Below are 16914 nucleotides of genomic sequence, written 5' to 3'. Positions count from 1 at the left end.
AAAGAATAAGCAAACTGTTTTGTTCTTTCATCTTTTACGTAGTACCCACTTTCAGGGTCAGTAGTACTTTCCTTAATTTCCTTTATCTCTTCCTTTTCAAACTTTTCAGGTGGAAAAGGTTTCTTTCCGTTATCAATACGGTCTTGATTTAATTCAGCCTGAAGTTTCGCTTCATAAGCTCGAGTTTCTTTTCTCACTGTTTTCTTTTCAAATTTACGTTTATTAGCACTTGCTTTAACATGAGTTGAATCAATAAATACATGATCTGCGCTCAATAAACCTTTATCTGTAATCTCTTTTAGAATTCGATAAAAGATTTGTTCAAATAGATCGGTTTCTTTAAAACGACGCTCATAGTTCTTACCGAAGGTAGAGAAGTGAGGAACTTCTGTATAAAAACCGAATCCCAAGAACCAGCGATATGCCACATTTGTTTCAATTTCTTTAATGGTTTGCCTCATAGAGCGTATACCAAATACATATTGAATAAATGTCATCTTAATCAATACAACAGGATCAATACTCGGACGGCCTATTGTTGAATAGAGTTTTTCAACCAATGGATAAATGAAGGAGAAATCAATAGCAGATTCAATTTTACGCACCAAATGATCTTGTGGTACTAATTGGTCAATTGCGATTACTTCTAACTGATCTCTTTCAGTATTATTGTTTCTTGTCATCATTATCCATCACCTCTTAAAATCTCTTATTAAATATTTTAAATTAAAAAAGACTGTAAGCAAACTCGATTTTATCGAGTTTGTCTACAGTCTGTGAGTCCCTATAATGGGACTCTTTTTTAATTTTCTCTCAACCGTAAATACAGTTTAAATGTTAACTAAAATATAGATATAGTTGACAATTTTCTTTTCCTTCTTTACGATAGTTTATAATCAAAAGGAGGAATGAAAATGAATTGGAGCAAGTTGGCAGATGAAGTTTTACAAGGAAAGGTCTTATCAATGGATGAAGCTCTGGCAATTTTACAAAGTGATGATGACGATATATTACTCCTATTAAATAGTGCATTTAAGATTAGAAAATTTTTTTTTGGAAAAAAGGTAAAATTAAATATGATTATGAATACTAAGTCGGGGTTATGTCCGGAAAACTGTGGATATTGCTCTCAATCTAGTGTATCAACTGCTCCGGTCGAAAGGTATCAAATGCTTGAGAAGGATACGATAATCGAAAAAGCAAAAAGGGCACATCAATTACAAGTTGGCACTTTTTGCATCGTTGCTAGTGGAAGAGGACCTACGAACAAAGAAATAAATCATGTTGCTTCAGTTGTTAAAGAAATAAAATCTGAATTTGGATTGAAGGTTTGTGCATGTCTTGGTTTATTAAAGCCTGAACAAGCGGAAAAATTAAAGGAAGCTGGTGTCGATCGATATAATCATAATATAAATACATCTAGGGAGTATCATCCTTCCATAACAACAACACATACATACGATGATCGAATAAAAACAATTAAATCAGTAAAAAAAAGTGGAATCTCACCATGTTCAGGAGTAATAATCGGTATGGGGGAAACAGTAGATGATGTAATAAATATGGCTTTTCATTTAAAAGAATTAAATGCAGATTCGATACCAATAAATTTTTTGCACGCGATTGATGGTACACCACTTGAAGGGACAAATGAATTAAATCCAAGATTTTGCTTAAAAGTACTTGCGTTATTTCGATTTATAAATCCAAGGAAGGAAATAAGAATTTCGGGAGGACGGGAAGTAAATTTAAGATCAATACAGCCTTTAGGGTTATATGCTGCTAATTCCATTTTTGTTGGGGATTATTTAACAACGAGAGGACAAGATAGTACTGCTGATCATAAGATGCTTGAGGATTTGGGGTTTGAGATTGACTTTCAACATGTGGAAACGAATAATAAAGCATCAGTAATTTCTTAAAAATAGTAGTGAAAAGCTTTCTTTAGTAAGATTGAATAATTTTCAAATCAACTATTTAATTGAACGAAAGCTTTATGGTTTCTTTCCCTTAAGGAACAAGCTATAATAGAAAAATCTTGTCGATTGGGGGAATGGACGTGAAATCCTTTTATCATTACTTATTAAAATACCGTCATCCAAAGCCTAAGGATGATATAGCGAAATTTGCAAATAATGCATATCTTGATCATAGTTTCCCAAAAAACTCTAATGATTATAATGAATTGAGTTCTTATCTTGAAATGAATGGGAATTATTTACCGAGTATGTCAGTATTTGATGATGCATGGGAGCTTTATCAAATTGATATAGCAAAACAATAAAGTGAATCATTATCAACTTGCAATTAATATTTAGAGAGGAAGGCTTTATCTGTTTTCAATAGGTAAATTGCCTTCTTTTTTTCATTTGCCTATATCGAATAAAGAAAATTAGCATATACTATCATATCCAACGAATCACGACATAAAGGAGAGATAGTGAATGGGAAACATTAATCATCCAAATTATAAAATAGGAGACGTCGTCGTGATTACGTTATATGGAACTGTTGGGACAATTACTAAGGTTCATAAACTTGACCAGCACTTTGTTTATGAAGTGAATTATAGTGACATGTTATTTTTTGAAAATGTACTTCAATTGTATTCAGATTATGAGGGGACAATTATCGATGTTGAAGAAATTACGATTGATATCGACTATCAAATAGGTGATACAGTTCTAGTAAATGGATATGGAAAAACCTGTTTCCGGATTGTCGGCATTCGTATAGAAGCATGGAGATACGAAGACGATGGATGGGAAGAGGTTACGTATGAATTAACTAGATTATCGGATGGAGAATGGCTTGAAGCAACAGCTGATGAAATGACTTTATTAAATAGTTCTCCAAAGTCAACACTTTCAATTCTGCAAAAGCTTCAATATAAAACAAAGAAATCCAATGATTTAAAAGATTATTCCACTCTATTTACGAAGCCGATTAAACTAAAAAAGGCGAGAATAATCGATGAGAATCAGCATTATAAGAAAATGGTTGATGAGTTATTAGATATATATAATGACTATCAAACATTATATCAAATGTTTGAAAATCCTGAATATAAGGAAATTATGGTCCTAATTATGAATAGCTTGCAAAGACATAGTAAATCCAATGATAGTCAACATTAAAATAAGCAAGAAATCAACACATAAATAAAATAAGGAACACCAAATCCAACTATTATAAAAAATAACCCCTGAATAATTTTATTTAAAAATCGGTCAAATCCATCTCCATCGATAAATTTAAGAAAAGCTCTACTTAGTTTATTCTCTTCTATACTCATTTGGAATCGTTTGTTCATTCGCTTTTTCCTCCTTAAGCTTGTCTATGTAATCTATCTATATGAATCTATTAGCTCGTTATTCCAATTTGATAGATTTTTTCTTAAAAAATAGTTTCCAATTTCAAGACATATGTCCCACATTACGGACATAAACAATTAAGGGGGGGCGATATTGTGAAGGAAATTGAAGTAATTATTGATACTGAGGAGATTGCAGAGTTCTTTTACAATGAGCTCACTAAAAGAGGGTATGTACCTGGTGAAAGCGAGCTAGAAGAATTAGCAGATATAACGTTTGACTATCTATTAAACAAATGCATAATTGATGAAGATGTTGATTTTGACAATGAAGATTGACATGTAATAGCAAACTGACTGACTACCAGGAATTTTTCCACCTGATAGCTCAGTCCTATTTTTGTCTAACAAGCCCATTTTCAATGAATTATTTTGTTTAAAGTTGATAGAAATTTAACATCGCTTAATACATTTTTTGTAATATCAGCTTGTATATATGATAGGTATCGATCAAAATCTTTAATTTGATTAATGTCTTGGAACCAATCGACAGTTGAAGGTGATTTGTTTTGGATATTTCCCCATGCAACTTCAAGAGGTGGGCTATACGATTTGGCTGAATTGTAACTAGTTAATGAAAATATGTGTGGCCAATAATCACTCCTTGATGCTGTATGAGGTTGATTGGTAGCAAACTTTAGACATGATTTGTAATATTTTTTAGAAAACAGGATAGAGTAGAGACATTTTCCGATATTAATTCGTTTTTGTATGGAAGAAAAATCATGTATTTCAAGTCCAGCAAGGGAGTAGTTAGTTGAAAACAGATTGCGCTTGTATGGAAAAATCACATGAGTAAATCCTAATTTTTCTTGGATAACAAATGCTAGCGTATGGAATAAGGAAGATTTTATGCCTTTTGTTGAAAATAAATGCTTTTCTATATAGTTTTGTTCATTTGTAATTAGTGAATAGGTAATAAAAGCTGAATTTTTTGTCTTGAAAAAGTATTCCCAAGCTGTATACATAAATTTAGATATATGAAGAAGCTTTAATAAATAGAAATAGGAGCTATTGTTCTGTTTGCTTTCTTCATATAAGAGAAGTTGTGGATAGGCATCTTGGAAAATAAGATAATTTGCATGCTCTAAAAAATGAAATAAGTCCACTCTCTTTTCCTCGTCTAGTAATCCTCCAACTAAGGTTCCCCTTAAGTCAGTCATATGATAACCACCGTTGCGTGACACCATATGGGCTAAAAATGCCCAATGAATTTCTGGATTTCGGTTGAAAAACTCGAGATATGCCTTTGTTCGTGTTACATTATTCACATTATTTATTTTTGTTTTATTCTCCACCCTTTCAACTAACTGACGTTCTTTTTGCGTGGTAACAATCGGAGAATTATCAGTTTCTAAATTTTTTTGAAGTTGTGAATATATCCTTTCTCTTTCCTTCTCCTTTAAAATAGAAAAGTTTTCAGTTTTCGAACTTAAAGATTTTATGAATCCGCACATCCAATATCACCAAATTCTGATCAGACTTTTATTTGATATACTATATGTATGAAAAAATGAAACTTTTATTGTCTGTCTCCGTATATTATTTAACAAATTGAAAAGAGGGATAAACAATGTTGAAGAAGTTATTAAAATCAATTGTTTCGAGCCAACATTCACACTCAAGGCATTATAGCTCAAGTGATTTTAAAAAAAGAAAATACCATTCTCATCACCCATCCTCATACGGTCATCATCATTATAAGAGAAAGCGTAGATCGGGTAGTTTCTTTAGTTCCTTTGGCTCTTTTGGTTCTTACAGTAGTTAATGAATAAACTTATTTTAAAATGGCATGAGATAAGTGAAAGACCGTTAAAAATAAAAGCCCAAATCTCACAAAAATACACAATAAAAAAGCTTTTAGGAAAAGGGAGCTATGGGTTTACTTATTTAGTAGATGATAAGCAAGGTACCAGGTATGTTTTAAAGCAACTACGAAAATATAAAATGCTCGATGACCATGGAAGAGCTTCATTTCAAAGGGAAGCGGACATTTTAAAAACTTTACGACATTCAGCATACCCTGCTTTTTATGAACAATTTGAGGAAGATGGTAGAAGTTTTATTTTAATGGAATATAAGCAAGGTTTTACGTTCGAACAGCTGATTTTCAACGAAAACCATATCTATGATGAAAAAGCGTCATTTTACCATTTGGAGCGAATTTTAGAAATTGTTAGACCCATTCATAATCTTGGAATAGTTCATCGGGACTTAAGAATTCCGAATATTCTCATGAATGGAAATGAATATTATATTATTGATTTTGGATTAGCACGAAAGGTTAGTGATAAGAAAAGTAATGAGGAAGTAAATGAAATTCTTGCAAAACAACTATTTCGTGAAATCGCTTTTAAGAGTGATTTTTATGCATTAGGTCATTTTGTCTTATTTTTACTTTATTCAGGTTATGAACCAGAAACAAGAAAGAGTCGTTCATGGGAGGATGAATTAGAGCTTTCAGTAACTAGTAAAAAAATATTACGAAAAATGCTTCAGCTTGATGAACCATATCATGATATTGAACAACTTTTAATGGATGTAAAATTATTTAATGGAGGTATTTAGTTTGTCATTGTTTAATAAAATGCTTGCAAGTATTGGAATCGGTTCGGCAAAGGTAGATACGAAATTAACACATGCTTCTATTAAAGCAGGGGAATTAGTCGATGGAGTTGTAGAAATTAAAGGTGGTAATATAGAACAAAAGATTGATGAAATTTATTTGACGCTTAATACGTATTATGAAAAAGAGGTCGATGATAAAAAAGTTCAAAAAAAAGCTGTCATATCAACGATTAAATTAAATGAACCATTCGTTATTATGCCTGAGGAATCAAAATCGATCCCGGTTCAGTTTCAATTACCAATTGATACACCAATAAGTATGAGTGGTTCAAAAGTGTGGATTAAGACTGGAATGGATATTAAAGGTTCGATTGACCCGTCTGACCAAGATATTATAAATGTGCTTCCACATCATTTGGTCAAAGAAACGTTACAAATATTTAATCAATTAGGGTTTAAATTAAGAAAGGTGAAAAACGAAGAAGCTTCCTTTAAAATAAGAAAACGATTGCCATTTATTCAAGAATTTGAATTTGTTCCGACGTCTGGCCCATATTTCCGAAAATTTGATGAGGTTGAAGTGATATTTTTTCCAATTGATGATGAGAGAATAGAGATTATCATTGAAGTTGATCGACGTGCCCGTGGTTTTGCAGGTTTCTTATCAGAAGCATTAGACTTAGATGAAACAATAACAAAAATCACTGTTTCTAAAAGTGAATTAGCAACTCTAAAAAATAAAATTGAGACCATTTTAGAAAAAAACAGCATTTAAAAAGGTGTTTTGAATTTAAATGTGTTGCACTTTTATAAAGTATAAGATGGCAATTTTTAAAATCTAAAAATACCTTTGAAAAGACTAGTAGAATTGATATAATTTAGGCGTTAAATTTGATACATATGAGAGGCTGTGATGGGGAAATGTTTAAAAAGATTGCTGCTGATGCATTAGGTTTGTCTGATATTGGTACTATTATTAAACCATCAGATTATGATAAAACTGACGCAGATGATTATGTTATGCATGAAGACAATGAAAAAATTTACTTTTTAATTAAAACAAAAGCAGATGAATATTGTTTTACAAACTTAGCGGTCATCCATGTTGATGGGGAAAGTGCGACATCTTCAAAAAGAACTTTAAAGCGGTATCCATATTCACAGCATCGAATTTCTGGCGTATTGCTTGAAACTGCTGGGAAAATTGACATGGATGTTGAAATAAAATTCACGATTGGAAGCAATGTCTTTGATATCGATGTAAGAAAAGAACAAATAGAGGAATTAAAAGATCTTTATAAAGCATTGCTACGTATATCTGAAATAACATATGAAAATGAAGTGAAGCATAATCTTGCTACCGAAAGTTTTAATAAAGCAGTATCTGTATTACAAAACTCCCGTACGGATGATAATCAACTTCCAGATACATTTAAAGGTTTGACAGAGGTTGGATTCCAATGGCTTCTAGACGCACATGAGCAATATCATATGAAGGATTTTGGAGAAATATTTGAAAAGTATATAAATAATTAAAGAAATTTTGTGAAGCTTTATAAAATAATGTGAGGGTGGCTCAAAACCATTGGTTCAAATCCCTCAAACACTATATATAGACTAATGATGAGGTTAGTTATTATATATCAGTGTTTGAGGGATAAGACCCTTTTGAGCGACCCTCTTTTTTTGGCTTTGAAGCTTTTTTATTATTTAAACGTATGGAGTATAAAAAGGATCTTAAAGAAATAAAATGGGAGATATGGACAAAGCATGCAGTGCAGGAGGATACATATGAAAAAGTGGTTTTTCCTTTCGGTTATATTGTTTCTTGGATTGGCCTTCTTATATCGTTATGAATTCATTTATCTAATCGATGTTAAAATAACCCTCTTATTTGAAACGTTAAGAACAACCTTATTAACGAATATTTTTTTATTCCTGTCAGAAGTTGGCTCGATTAAGTATATGTTTCCTATTTGCATCTTTTTCACTATTCTTTTACTTTATAAAAAAAGAATTATTTCCGCTCTCTTTTTATTTATCTTATTATTTAGTGTTAGGTGGATAAATAGTGAACTTAAAGAATTATTTAGTAGAGAAAGGCCCCATTTTGACGCAGTCTATAAAGAGGCATTTTACAGTTTTCCTAGTGGACATTCTATGAATTCAATAGCTATTTACAGTTTTATTTGTTATTTATTTATTCAATATATTGAAAGTGAAAAAATACGAAAATTCTGTATCGCGACGACAACAATTTTGATTGGATTAATTGGAATGAGCAGAATATATTTAGGTGTTCACTATCTTACTGACGTGTTAGCAGGTTTTTGTGCGGGATTTTCGATGTTTATAGTCATTTCCTTCTTAAATAATAAAATAAATAAGTTGTTCGACAAAATTAGATCTGTTTAGAGAAAGGACTTTTCATATAGACCTCTAATAAGTAAGATAATAAGCTTAATTGGAGGGTGATATGTGTGGTATATTCCTTATTATTAAAGAAACGGATACAGTCTTATGATATTACAATTTTTCAAACGCCAAAATTCGGCGAAAAAAAGGGCTACCATGAAGTGTATCGTTGCATGATAAAGGGACAGTCTCATCAGCATGTTATGGAAAAGGTCTTTCAAACATTTAATGTTGCCGACACAATGCCATCTGATTATGAAGCAAGATATTTGAGTACAGGTGATATTGTTTTAATTGATGAGGGGAAGAAAGGTCAATTTTATTATAAACTTAAGCCTGAGGGATGGAAAAGAATTAATCGAATACACGTTAGATAATTAGAAAATTTCATAGTTTTTAAGATAACTGTACATGTTTTTCACAATGATATAGTCCTTTTAAATTACCTAAGTAATATGATATAGTTTATGTGCTATTGTTTTAATAACTAATAGGAGGGATAGTAGATGAGTGTCCATATTGGAGCAAAACAACATGAAATTGCAGAAACTGTATTGCTGCCTGGAGATCCATTACGCGCAAAGTATATTGCAGAAACTTTTTTAGAGGATGTCATTTGTTACAATGAAGTAAGGGGCATGTATGGTTTTACTGGAACATATAAGGGAGAAAAGATATCTGTACAAGGCACAGGTATGGGAGTTCCCTCTATTTCAATATACATAAATGAATTAATTAATAGCTACGGTGTGCAAAATTTAATACGAGTAGGAACATGTGGCGCAATTCAGAAAGATGTTCGTGTGCGTGACGTCATTCTCGCGATGAGTGCTTCAACTGATTCACAAATGAATCGTTTAACCTTTGGTGGAGTTGATTATGCACCAACTGCTAACTTTGATCTGTTAAAGAGAGCGTATGATACAGGTGTAGAAAAAGGACTCAATCTCAAGGTTGGAAATGTATTTACAGCTGATATGTTCTATAATGATAATGCTGAGCATGAGAAATGGGCAAAATATGGCATTTTAGCAATTGAAATGGAAACAGCAGCTCTTTATACAATTGCGGCAAAGTTCAATTGTAAAGCTCTATCTGTATTAACAGTTAGCGATCATATTCTTACAGGTGAAGAAACTAGCTCAGAAGAAAGACAAACAACTTTCAATGATATGATTGTTGTTGCTTTAGACGCTGCAATAAGTAAAAATTAATAGGATATATTGTTAAAATGATTATTTTAACAGTAGTTTAGCTGTCGAGTGCAACTCGACAGCTTTTTGCTTTAGTACAATTATTGTAAATAACATATAAACAAAATAATTCCTTGAAGTTAAATTTCGAGTTAGAAGGTAAAAATGGAAGGGAACGACCGGAATTTCTTTCAATTGGCATTTTCTGAAAGATTGTTATTTTTGCATAAAGGTGATCGGAGTGCATTGCGGGACTCCTGCGAGATGCGTGGAAAAGGTTAATGTAAGCAAGGACTTACAATAAAGGAGACTCACCATACACACCGCGTAAACCGAGTATTGTAACAAGAGGTAATCTATATACGACAGCTATGTAAAATGCAACAAAGTTTATAAAAAATTGCCTTCAATTAAAAAAGAAATTCGTTAAAGTCATAATATCGCCACTTGTTTGACAAATCTCCTACTTGTTCCTATGCAAATATTGTCGATATAATTGGATGAAAAGAAATTTTTATCATGTTTTAACCTATAGGAAAAAAGGTAAAGATGAATGTAGGTTGGAAGATTCTTAAATAACATAGCGTTTCATGATAAAATTGATGAAGGATTGAGATAGATAGGGTGATGAAATGTCATATTTTGTAAAAAATAGTCTTGTACTAGTATGTCTTGTAACATTAACAGCATGTACTAGTTTTTCACTTCCAAATGCAAACCCTTTTAGTGGCGAGCAGGAAGGAGAACAAATTAGACAATCAGGGGAAAAACGGCAGTTAGAAACAGTTGAGCCTGAAAATACCGAAACGAATGAGGAGCAAATAGATCCAGATTTCCTCTTGGAGGGACAATATTTTAATTCGGTTAAACAAGTTGATGGAAATCAAGTAATTGAAAATCCAACAAATATTTTAGCAATGGTTAATAAAGAGTTTACCTTACCAGAAGATTATGAGCCAAACGATTTAGTAATACCTAATGTTGAATTTTCTTTCGGAGATGCAGATATTCCTCAAGCATATTTACGAAAGGAAGCAGCAAATGCGTTGGAAGAGCTATTTCAACTTGCTAAAAAGGATGGCATTGAATTAATAGCTGTTTCTGGTTATCGTTCCTATTCAAGACAAAAAGGGATATTTGATGCTGAGAAAAAAGCAAAAGGGGAAGAAGCAGCCCTACACGCAGTAGCTTTACCTGGTCAAAGTGAACATCAATCAGGCTTAGCAATGGATATAACGAGTAAAAGTGTGAATCTTGAAATAACTGAGGAGTTTGGAAATACTGCAGAGGGAAAATGGGTAGATGCAAATGCACACAAAGCAGGATTTATTATTCGATATCCAAAGGGAAAGGAAAACATTACTGGTTATCAGTTTGAACCATGGCATTTACGCTATATCGGTAAAGAAAAGGCATCTGTGATTTATAAAAATAAATTAACATTAGAAGAATATTTTAATAAAGTAAAAAAAATCTAGCTTTTGAAAAGTTTGCTGTAGTTAATATTTTATGTTTGGTGATCGGATGGATAGAATTAAGGAAAATCTAGACATACTCTTTATTGGCTTTAATCCAAGTCTCGTCTCAGGTGAAGTAGGACATCATTACGCAAGTAAATCTAATCGTTTTTGGAAAATTCTTTTTCAAGCAGGGATAACGGATAGACTCTACAAGCCTGATGAAGACGATATTTTATTATCAATGGGCATTGGATTTACTAATATTGTATCTCGACCAACTAAAAGTGCGGATGAAATTACGTCAGATGAATACAGAATAGGAAGACAGATTCTTAGGAATAAAATAACAACCTACAGACCAAAAATTGCTTTTTTTGTAGGCAAAGGTGTTTATTTGAAATATGCGCAAATAAGTAAAACACATTGGGGCAGGCAAAATAAACAAATAGTTGAAGGTGTAATCGATTTTGTTGCTCCCTCATCAAGTGGGTTAGTGCGAATGAAAATGGATGATGTTGTTAGTATATATAAAGAAGTATTAACTATAATGAAATAAAAAATTGGGAGATACTCTAATCTCCCAATTTTTTTAGCTCATTACCAGAAAAATAATCCTGCTAAAGCTATACCTGTAATTAGACCTAATCCGATTCCATATGGATAACCATAGTAACCATATCCACCATAAAAACCTAGTCCAAAGCCATTTCCACGACGATTAAATGGTTGAATAAAAACCTTGCTCCGTGTGACTCTACAAATTTTCCCGACATGAACATTTCCATGACGATCGTGTATTCGAACTACTTTACGGTTATATCTGCAGCATAAATCATAATAATGTTGGGACATTTTTTTCCTCCTTGTATTTTAGTCATCATATCTTATGTTTTTTAAATACAAAGAGATTGTACAAATAACCTAGCTTCTATCAATTAAGGAATTAGCATTTTTGTCCAAAAAGTATGCAAAATGATAATTTATTTGAATATTTTTGTGTTAGCCTTTCGTGCTCAGAGAGGAGTTCGAAAACATCTTGTGGAATATTTTCAATAGGTGAAAATTCTGTCGTTGGTTCATTTTCATCTATGAATAGAATGTCAGTCTTTGTTAACACTTTACTAAGAGGAATATGATGTTTTAAGAAACATTGTTTCCATTCGCTAATCGTATATATTTGTTCACAGCCATAGAAGCTTTTAATTTCAAATTGTTCTTCACTAGTCAGTGTACCATCCTGTACCATTTCGATAGCAACGACAGAACCGTTTGATTTTAATATCCTTGCTATTTCAGAAAGTGTTTTTGTCAAAAAAGTAAATTGTAAAACTGATTCACATAATACCAAATCAAAGGATGCGTCTGAAAATGAAGTATGCGCAAGATCCTCAACATAATATGGAATATTTAATTGATTTATATGATTACGTATTGTTGCATGTTCGATCATTTGCATATTAATATCAATGCCAGTAACGTTATACCCCAATTGAGTCAAATAAGCTGTGGTTTGTCCTGTACCGCAACCCGCATCTAAAATCTTATAATCAAGTGGATATTGTTCAGATTCAAAAATTTGTTTTGTTAACATTAATCCACCAGGATGTGCACCGCCTATACCTAAGCTAGATAATAAATGTAAATAATTCAACCGTATTCCTCCCATTCTTATCCAATATATGAGGATGAAAATGGTACGGTTCTTATAGACAATAAAATAGACGATACTTTTTATAAATTTCTTTTAATTTTGGCTCAAGGATTTGGTGAATTTCGGTTTTATATATGTTAAGTAAGGCATCTTTTTCATGGAGTGTAAGAAGAAAATAATCTATTTGTTTATTTATATATGTTATAATTTGGTTTTTATAAAAGAAAGCTTTGTTTTTTATTTTCATTTCAATATCTTGAATTAATAAATAGGCAAAACGAATAATTTCAAAGTCTGTTTTTCCAATATATTCAGCTAGTTGCATCATCAAGACCTCCTGTATTTACATGTGTGTAATAAAGTTTACAATAAATTAATAAAAAAGTATCGTAGTTATTGTCGAATGGAAAAAAATATATGTGAACTGCTAAAAATACATATTCTTAATTAAATTTGTTGACGGATGGAACATGGTTTAGACATAATAGGAACATACATAAAGGTGGTGTAGTTGTACTGTGAAAAAAAGTAAGTTTATAATCTGGATCATCATTACTGCCATATTATCTTCGGGGATAACATTTAGTTTCCTCCAATTTTATGGTGTAAACCAATCAGTTGATGAAGGTGATCCTTTTGCAAAGCTAAAATCAACATATGAAATTTTAGAAAAAGGGTACTACAAAAATATTGAAACAGATAAACTTGTTGAAGGCGCTATTAAAGGTATGGTAAATTCGTTAGAAGATCCATATTCCGTTTATATGGATGTTGAGGAAGCAAAGAGCTTTAATGAAAATATTTCCTCATCATTTGAAGGTATAGGTGCAGAGGTTCAAGAAAGTAATGGTAACATTATGATCGTTTCGCCAATTAAAGGTTCCCCTGCTGAAGAGGCAGGTTTAAAAACAAAAGATATTATTTTAACAGTAGATGGTGAATCTGTGGAAGGACTTACAGTAAATGAAGCTGTATTGAAGATAAGAGGAGAGAAAGGTTCTAAAGTTAAACTTGTCGTAAGACGTGAAGGGGTTGGTGAACTAACCTTTACGATAACACGTGATACGATTCCTTTAGAAACTGTATATTCAGAAGTTATTGACGATAATATAGGGAAAATTCAAATTACGAAATTCTCTGAATCAACAACAGAGGAACTAGAAAAAGCCATAGCTGATTTACAAAAGAAAAATGTTAAAGGCTTAGTCATTGACTTGAGACAAAACCCTGGTGGTTTAATGAATCGCGCTATTGAAATGTCCCAATTATTTGTACCTAAAGGTAAAAATATTATGCAGGTTGAGAACAATAATGGTTCGAAGGAAGTTTATAAGTCTGAAAATAATCAAGTAGTTGATTTGCCTGCAACAGTAATAGTTGATGGTGGAACTGCAAGTGCGGGTGAAATAATGGCTGCAGCACTAAATCAATCAGCAGGTATCACGTTAGTTGGAGAAAAAACCTTTGGAAAAGGGACAATCCAAACGGCACAAACATTTAAAGATAATTCTTCAGTGAAATTTACAACTGCTAAATGGTTAACACCTGATGGAACATGGATACATGAAAAAGGGATTGAACCACAAGTAAAAGTGGAACTACCTGAATATGCTCATGTCTCATATGTAAACCCAGAAAGTGTGCTAAAAATTGGCGTATCTTCGGATGAAGTGAAATCAGCGAAGACAATGTTAAAAGCATTGGGATATGAAAGCCTTAATGAAGAAAACTCCTTTGATGAAGAAACAGAAGAAGTAGTAAAGGAATTCCAAGCTAAGCATAAATTAACGGTTAACGGCCAAATTACTGGAGAAACAACAATAAAATTATATGAAGAAATTCAAAAGAAACTTCAAGAAAATGATACACAGCTTGAAAAAGCAATTAGTGTATTAAAGGAAAAAATGGAATAAACAAAGGCAATACCCAATTCGTTTCGACGGATTAGGTATTGCCATATTTATTATATATTAGTTTGATTAAATTGCAGGGCCACTTGTGCTCTGCTTTTTTTATAGGGATACTTATAACCAGGTTGAAACTTTATCAACATCAAGACGATAGCTTTGATGAGCAGGTTTTAGGGCTTTTCCAATTGAGATTAACATGATAGGTACATATCTCTTATCGATTTTGTATTCCTTCATAAATTGTTCTTTATTAAATCCGCCTATCGCACATGAATCGTAGCCTTTTGCTTTTGCAGCTAACATCAGTTGCATGGCAGCTAAAGATGCATTAGTAAATGCAGCATCTCTTGCAAAAGCTTCACTTGTGTATGCTCGATTAATCTGTCCCGCGAGTGTTTCTTTAATTTCAGATGTCATAAATCCTTCTGTAACTAGGGGATCATAAACATCGTCAGTATTTTTATTTGCTTCCACATCACCAAGAATCGCAATGATTGCAGATGCATCAGTAATTTGACTTTGGTTAAAAGCAATTGGTAATAATGTTTGTTTGGAATCCTTACTATGGAATATTGTAAAATGCCAATGTTGTAAATTCCAAGCCGATGGAGCTTTTGTGGCATATGATAATATTTCTGTTAACTCCTCTTTAGAGATAGAGACTGATGAGTCATAATGTCTTACTGATGATCGTTGTTTTATGATGTCAAATAAATCAATAGCGGTAGTTGTAGTCAAGCTTAAATTCCTCCTAAGTTGATATATTAAGAAAATTATTCTATACTAAAAGTAATAAACTTACTTTTAGTAAGTCGACAGTAAACATATTAATCGAAGTGAAAAAATCAGTCAAGAAATTATATTGAGGAGAGATTATTATGAAGATTCAGCTTTGTCCTAAAATGGAAACAGCTTTTCGACTTTTAGGAAAACGTTGGATTGGAATTATTATACATGTATTATTGGACGGTCCTAAACGTTTTAAAGATTTGACAGAAATTATTCCCGGTATTAGTCAAAAAATGCTATCAGAACGATTAAAGGAGTTAGAACAAGCTGGATTAGTGGAAAGATTTGTTTACGATGAGACTCCTGTAAAGGTCACATATCAATTGACACAAAAAGGAGAAAGTCTTGAAGGAGTCATGAAAGAGCTTAATAAATGGGCAAATACATTTTGTACTCCTAAGGAGGATTTAGATAAATCATGACTAGAACAGTTATTGTAACTGGTGGTGCTAATGGTATTGGAAAAGAAGTTACAATGCAATACGCAATGAAGAATTATAATGTAATTATTGCTGATATTGATGAAGAAGCAGGGCTTGTTTTGGAAGACCAATGTTTAAATCAATCCTTTAACGTAAAATTTATAAAGACTGATGTTTCAAAAATCAATGATATTATTTTATTAATGAATAAAGCAAAGAACCATTTTGGTACAATTGATATTTTAATTAATAATGCAGGAATATCAAAATTCGGCTCACCATATGACATTACACAAAGCGAATGGGAAAAAATGATTTCGACAAACTTAACAAGTGTAATGTTTGCCTCAAGGGAAGCTGCAAAAATAATGCGAGAAAACAAACATGGTGGCAAAATTGTCAATATTGCCTCAACAAGAGCTTTAATGTCTGAAGAAAACTCTGAAGCATATGCTGCTACAAAAGGAGGAATAATCGCATTAACTCATGCACTTGCTGCTTCATTAGGAAATGATCGTATCCAAGTGAATGCGATTTCTCCGGGGTGGATTGAGACTGGCAATTATGAAGATTTAACCGAGGTAGACCATCTACAACATTTTTCAAATAGAGTTGGAAAACCAACTGATATTGCAAAAGCTTGCTTATATTTAACGATGGAGGATAATGATTTTGTTACTGGTATTAACCTTGTAGTTGATGGTGGTATGACAAAGAAAATGATTTATGAAGAATAAAAATGTAGAAATTCGTTAAATGTGGCAATTTGCCCACTCAATTAGGTGCTTATATGAATACTTTTTAGTGTAGGTAAATAATTGAGGAGGTAACCTGAATGAATCATTATATGATGAGTAATGGAATTCACCCTTATCCAAATGACCGCTTCTTTTTTGGTGCACCATTTGTTGGTGGATTACTTGGTGGGTTAGTCGGCTCAGCCATTTTTAGACCGAGACCACCTTATTATTATCCTCCATATGGAGGAGGATTTGCTCCGTACGGCTACGGTAGTCCGTATGGTGGCTATGGAAACTTTTACGGTGGTGGCTATCCAGGGTTTTATCGATAAATAAGGAGAAGGCCTTCTAAGTGGAAGGTCTTCTTTTTTATTTCAATATCATAAAGTTTCC

At 32.4% G+C, this 16914-nt stretch carries 24 protein-coding genes; 17 read left to right on the top strand and 7 right to left on the bottom strand.

Annotated elements, in window-relative coordinates; all coding sequences use genetic code 11:
- Window positions 1-686, bottom strand: a 686-nt coding sequence (locus tag ACTJJ9_RS18690) for a transposase (protein ID WP_440768803.1), incomplete at its 3' end; no start/stop codon positions are given.
- Window positions 687-914: 228 nt separating this feature from the next.
- Between ACTJJ9_RS18690 and bioB the strand changes: the two genes are divergently transcribed.
- The 3 genes from bioB (at window position 915) to ACTJJ9_RS18675 (ending at window position 3137) form a co-directional block, all read left to right on the top strand.
- Window positions 915-1922: a biotin synthase BioB gene (gene bioB, locus ACTJJ9_RS18685; protein ID WP_145582345.1), complete on the top strand. Its 1008-nt coding sequence runs from the start codon at window positions 915-917 to the stop codon at window positions 1920-1922.
- Window positions 1923-2059: 137 nt separating this feature from the next.
- On the top strand, window positions 2060-2284 hold the full coding sequence (locus tag ACTJJ9_RS18680; protein WP_095301275.1) for a YozE family protein: 225 nt from the start codon (window positions 2060-2062) through the stop codon (window positions 2282-2284).
- A gap of 160 nt (window positions 2285-2444) precedes the next feature.
- Window positions 2445-3137, top strand: coding sequence for a hypothetical protein (locus ACTJJ9_RS18675; protein ID WP_095301274.1), 693 nt, complete (start codon window positions 2445-2447; stop codon window positions 3135-3137).
- Here ACTJJ9_RS18675 and ACTJJ9_RS18670 read toward each other — a convergent pair.
- Window positions 3134-3313 (bottom strand): hypothetical protein, encoded by a 180-nt coding sequence (locus ACTJJ9_RS18670; protein ID WP_095301273.1) that lies wholly within the window; start codon window positions 3311-3313, stop codon window positions 3134-3136. The genes ACTJJ9_RS18675 and ACTJJ9_RS18670 overlap by 4 nt on opposite strands.
- A gap of 156 nt (window positions 3314-3469) precedes the next feature.
- Between ACTJJ9_RS18670 and ACTJJ9_RS18665 the strand changes: the two genes are divergently transcribed.
- Window positions 3470-3652: a YozD family protein gene (locus tag ACTJJ9_RS18665; RefSeq protein WP_095301272.1), complete on the top strand. Its 183-nt coding sequence runs from the start codon at window positions 3470-3472 to the stop codon at window positions 3650-3652.
- An 80-nt stretch (window positions 3653-3732) separates the two neighbouring features.
- Here the strand turns inward: ACTJJ9_RS18665 and ACTJJ9_RS18660 are convergent, their stop codons facing one another.
- Window positions 3733-4830 (bottom strand): DUF2515 family protein, encoded by a 1098-nt coding sequence (locus ACTJJ9_RS18660; RefSeq protein ID WP_145582344.1) that lies wholly within the window; start codon window positions 4828-4830, stop codon window positions 3733-3735.
- A gap of 116 nt (window positions 4831-4946) precedes the next feature.
- Here ACTJJ9_RS18660 and ACTJJ9_RS18655 point away from each other — a divergent pair, with 116 nt between their 5' ends.
- The 9 genes from ACTJJ9_RS18655 (at window position 4947) to ACTJJ9_RS18615 (ending at window position 11565) form a co-directional block, all read left to right on the top strand.
- Window positions 4947-5141: a hypothetical protein gene (locus ACTJJ9_RS18655; RefSeq protein ID WP_145582343.1), complete on the top strand. Its 195-nt coding sequence runs from the start codon at window positions 4947-4949 to the stop codon at window positions 5139-5141.
- Window positions 5141-5941, top strand: coding sequence for a serine/threonine protein kinase (locus ACTJJ9_RS18650; protein WP_095301269.1), 801 nt, complete (start codon window positions 5141-5143; stop codon window positions 5939-5941). Before ACTJJ9_RS18655 ends, ACTJJ9_RS18650 begins: the two co-directional genes overlap by 1 nt.
- Before the next feature lies 1 nt (window position 5942).
- Entirely contained in the window at window positions 5943-6716 is a 774-nt protein-coding gene (locus tag ACTJJ9_RS18645) for a sporulation protein (protein WP_145582342.1), read from the top strand.
- 146 nt (window positions 6717-6862) lie between these two features.
- The gene (locus tag ACTJJ9_RS18640; protein ID WP_095301296.1) at window positions 6863-7477 is read left to right on the top strand and encodes a PH domain-containing protein; all 615 of its coding nucleotides are present in this window, start codon (window positions 6863-6865) and stop codon (window positions 7475-7477) included.
- A gap of 255 nt (window positions 7478-7732) precedes the next feature.
- Window positions 7733-8356 carry a phosphatase PAP2 family protein gene (locus ACTJJ9_RS18635; RefSeq protein ID WP_170944394.1) on the top strand — a complete coding sequence of 208 codons (624 nt, stop codon included), beginning with the start codon at window positions 7733-7735 and terminating at the stop codon, window positions 8354-8356.
- A gap of 65 nt (window positions 8357-8421) precedes the next feature.
- Window positions 8422-8733: a YodL domain-containing protein gene (locus ACTJJ9_RS18630; protein ID WP_145582339.1), complete on the top strand. Its 312-nt coding sequence runs from the start codon at window positions 8422-8424 to the stop codon at window positions 8731-8733.
- A 129-nt stretch (window positions 8734-8862) separates the two neighbouring features.
- On the top strand, window positions 8863-9570 hold the full coding sequence (gene deoD / locus ACTJJ9_RS18625; RefSeq protein WP_145582338.1) for a purine-nucleoside phosphorylase: 708 nt from the start codon (window positions 8863-8865) through the stop codon (window positions 9568-9570).
- 611 nt (window positions 9571-10181) lie between these two features.
- Window positions 10182-11027, top strand: coding sequence for a M15 family metallopeptidase (locus ACTJJ9_RS18620; RefSeq protein ID WP_145582337.1), 846 nt, complete (start codon window positions 10182-10184; stop codon window positions 11025-11027).
- 46 nt (window positions 11028-11073) lie between these two features.
- A complete protein-coding gene (locus tag ACTJJ9_RS18615; RefSeq protein WP_145582336.1) occupies window positions 11074-11565 on the top strand; it encodes a mismatch-specific DNA-glycosylase in 492 nt (163 codons plus the stop codon).
- Window positions 11566-11606: 41 nt separating this feature from the next.
- On the opposite strand, the gene ACTJJ9_RS18610 is transcribed toward ACTJJ9_RS18615, so the two are convergent.
- The 3 genes from ACTJJ9_RS18610 to ACTJJ9_RS18600 all read right to left on the bottom strand — a co-directional run bounded on the left by ACTJJ9_RS18610 (window position 11607) and on the right by ACTJJ9_RS18600 (window position 12985).
- Window positions 11607-11861: a hypothetical protein gene (locus ACTJJ9_RS18610; protein WP_145582335.1), complete on the bottom strand. Its 255-nt coding sequence runs from the start codon at window positions 11859-11861 to the stop codon at window positions 11607-11609.
- Window positions 11862-11952: 91 nt separating this feature from the next.
- Entirely contained in the window at window positions 11953-12660 is a 708-nt protein-coding gene (locus ACTJJ9_RS18605) for a class I SAM-dependent methyltransferase (protein WP_440768802.1), read from the bottom strand.
- A 52-nt stretch (window positions 12661-12712) separates the two neighbouring features.
- Window positions 12713-12985: a hypothetical protein gene (locus ACTJJ9_RS18600; protein ID WP_145582333.1), complete on the bottom strand. Its 273-nt coding sequence runs from the start codon at window positions 12983-12985 to the stop codon at window positions 12713-12715.
- 193 nt (window positions 12986-13178) lie between these two features.
- On the opposite strand from ACTJJ9_RS18600, the gene ACTJJ9_RS18595 reads away from it, so the two are divergent.
- The gene (locus ACTJJ9_RS18595; RefSeq protein WP_145582332.1) at window positions 13179-14573 is read left to right on the top strand and encodes a S41 family peptidase; all 1395 of its coding nucleotides are present in this window, start codon (window positions 13179-13181) and stop codon (window positions 14571-14573) included.
- 111 nt (window positions 14574-14684) lie between these two features.
- Here the strand turns inward: ACTJJ9_RS18595 and ACTJJ9_RS18590 are convergent, their stop codons facing one another.
- A complete protein-coding gene (locus ACTJJ9_RS18590) occupies window positions 14685-15308 on the bottom strand; it encodes a nitroreductase family protein (protein ID WP_145582331.1) in 624 nt (207 codons plus the stop codon).
- A gap of 140 nt (window positions 15309-15448) precedes the next feature.
- On the opposite strand from ACTJJ9_RS18590, the gene ACTJJ9_RS18585 reads away from it, so the two are divergent.
- The 3 genes from ACTJJ9_RS18585 (at window position 15449) to ACTJJ9_RS18575 (ending at window position 16853) form a co-directional block, all read left to right on the top strand.
- A complete protein-coding gene (locus ACTJJ9_RS18585; protein ID WP_145582330.1) occupies window positions 15449-15781 on the top strand; it encodes a winged helix-turn-helix transcriptional regulator in 333 nt (110 codons plus the stop codon).
- Window positions 15778-16518: an SDR family oxidoreductase gene (locus ACTJJ9_RS18580; protein WP_145582329.1), complete on the top strand. Its 741-nt coding sequence runs from the start codon at window positions 15778-15780 to the stop codon at window positions 16516-16518. The genes ACTJJ9_RS18585 and ACTJJ9_RS18580 overlap by 4 nt, the downstream gene beginning before the upstream one ends.
- 98 nt (window positions 16519-16616) lie before the next feature.
- Window positions 16617-16853 (top strand): hypothetical protein, encoded by a 237-nt coding sequence (locus ACTJJ9_RS18575; RefSeq protein ID WP_255451910.1) that lies wholly within the window; start codon window positions 16617-16619, stop codon window positions 16851-16853.
- Window positions 16854-16914 lie beyond the last annotated feature (61 nt).

Source organism: Metabacillus sp. 22489, from assembly GCF_052044855.1.
Taxonomy (GTDB): Bacteria; Bacillota; Bacilli; order Bacillales; family Bacillaceae; genus Metabacillus; species Metabacillus niabensis.
The sequence above is the reverse complement of the archived record's forward strand: the minus strand, read 5'-3'. Positions and strand labels throughout refer to the sequence as shown.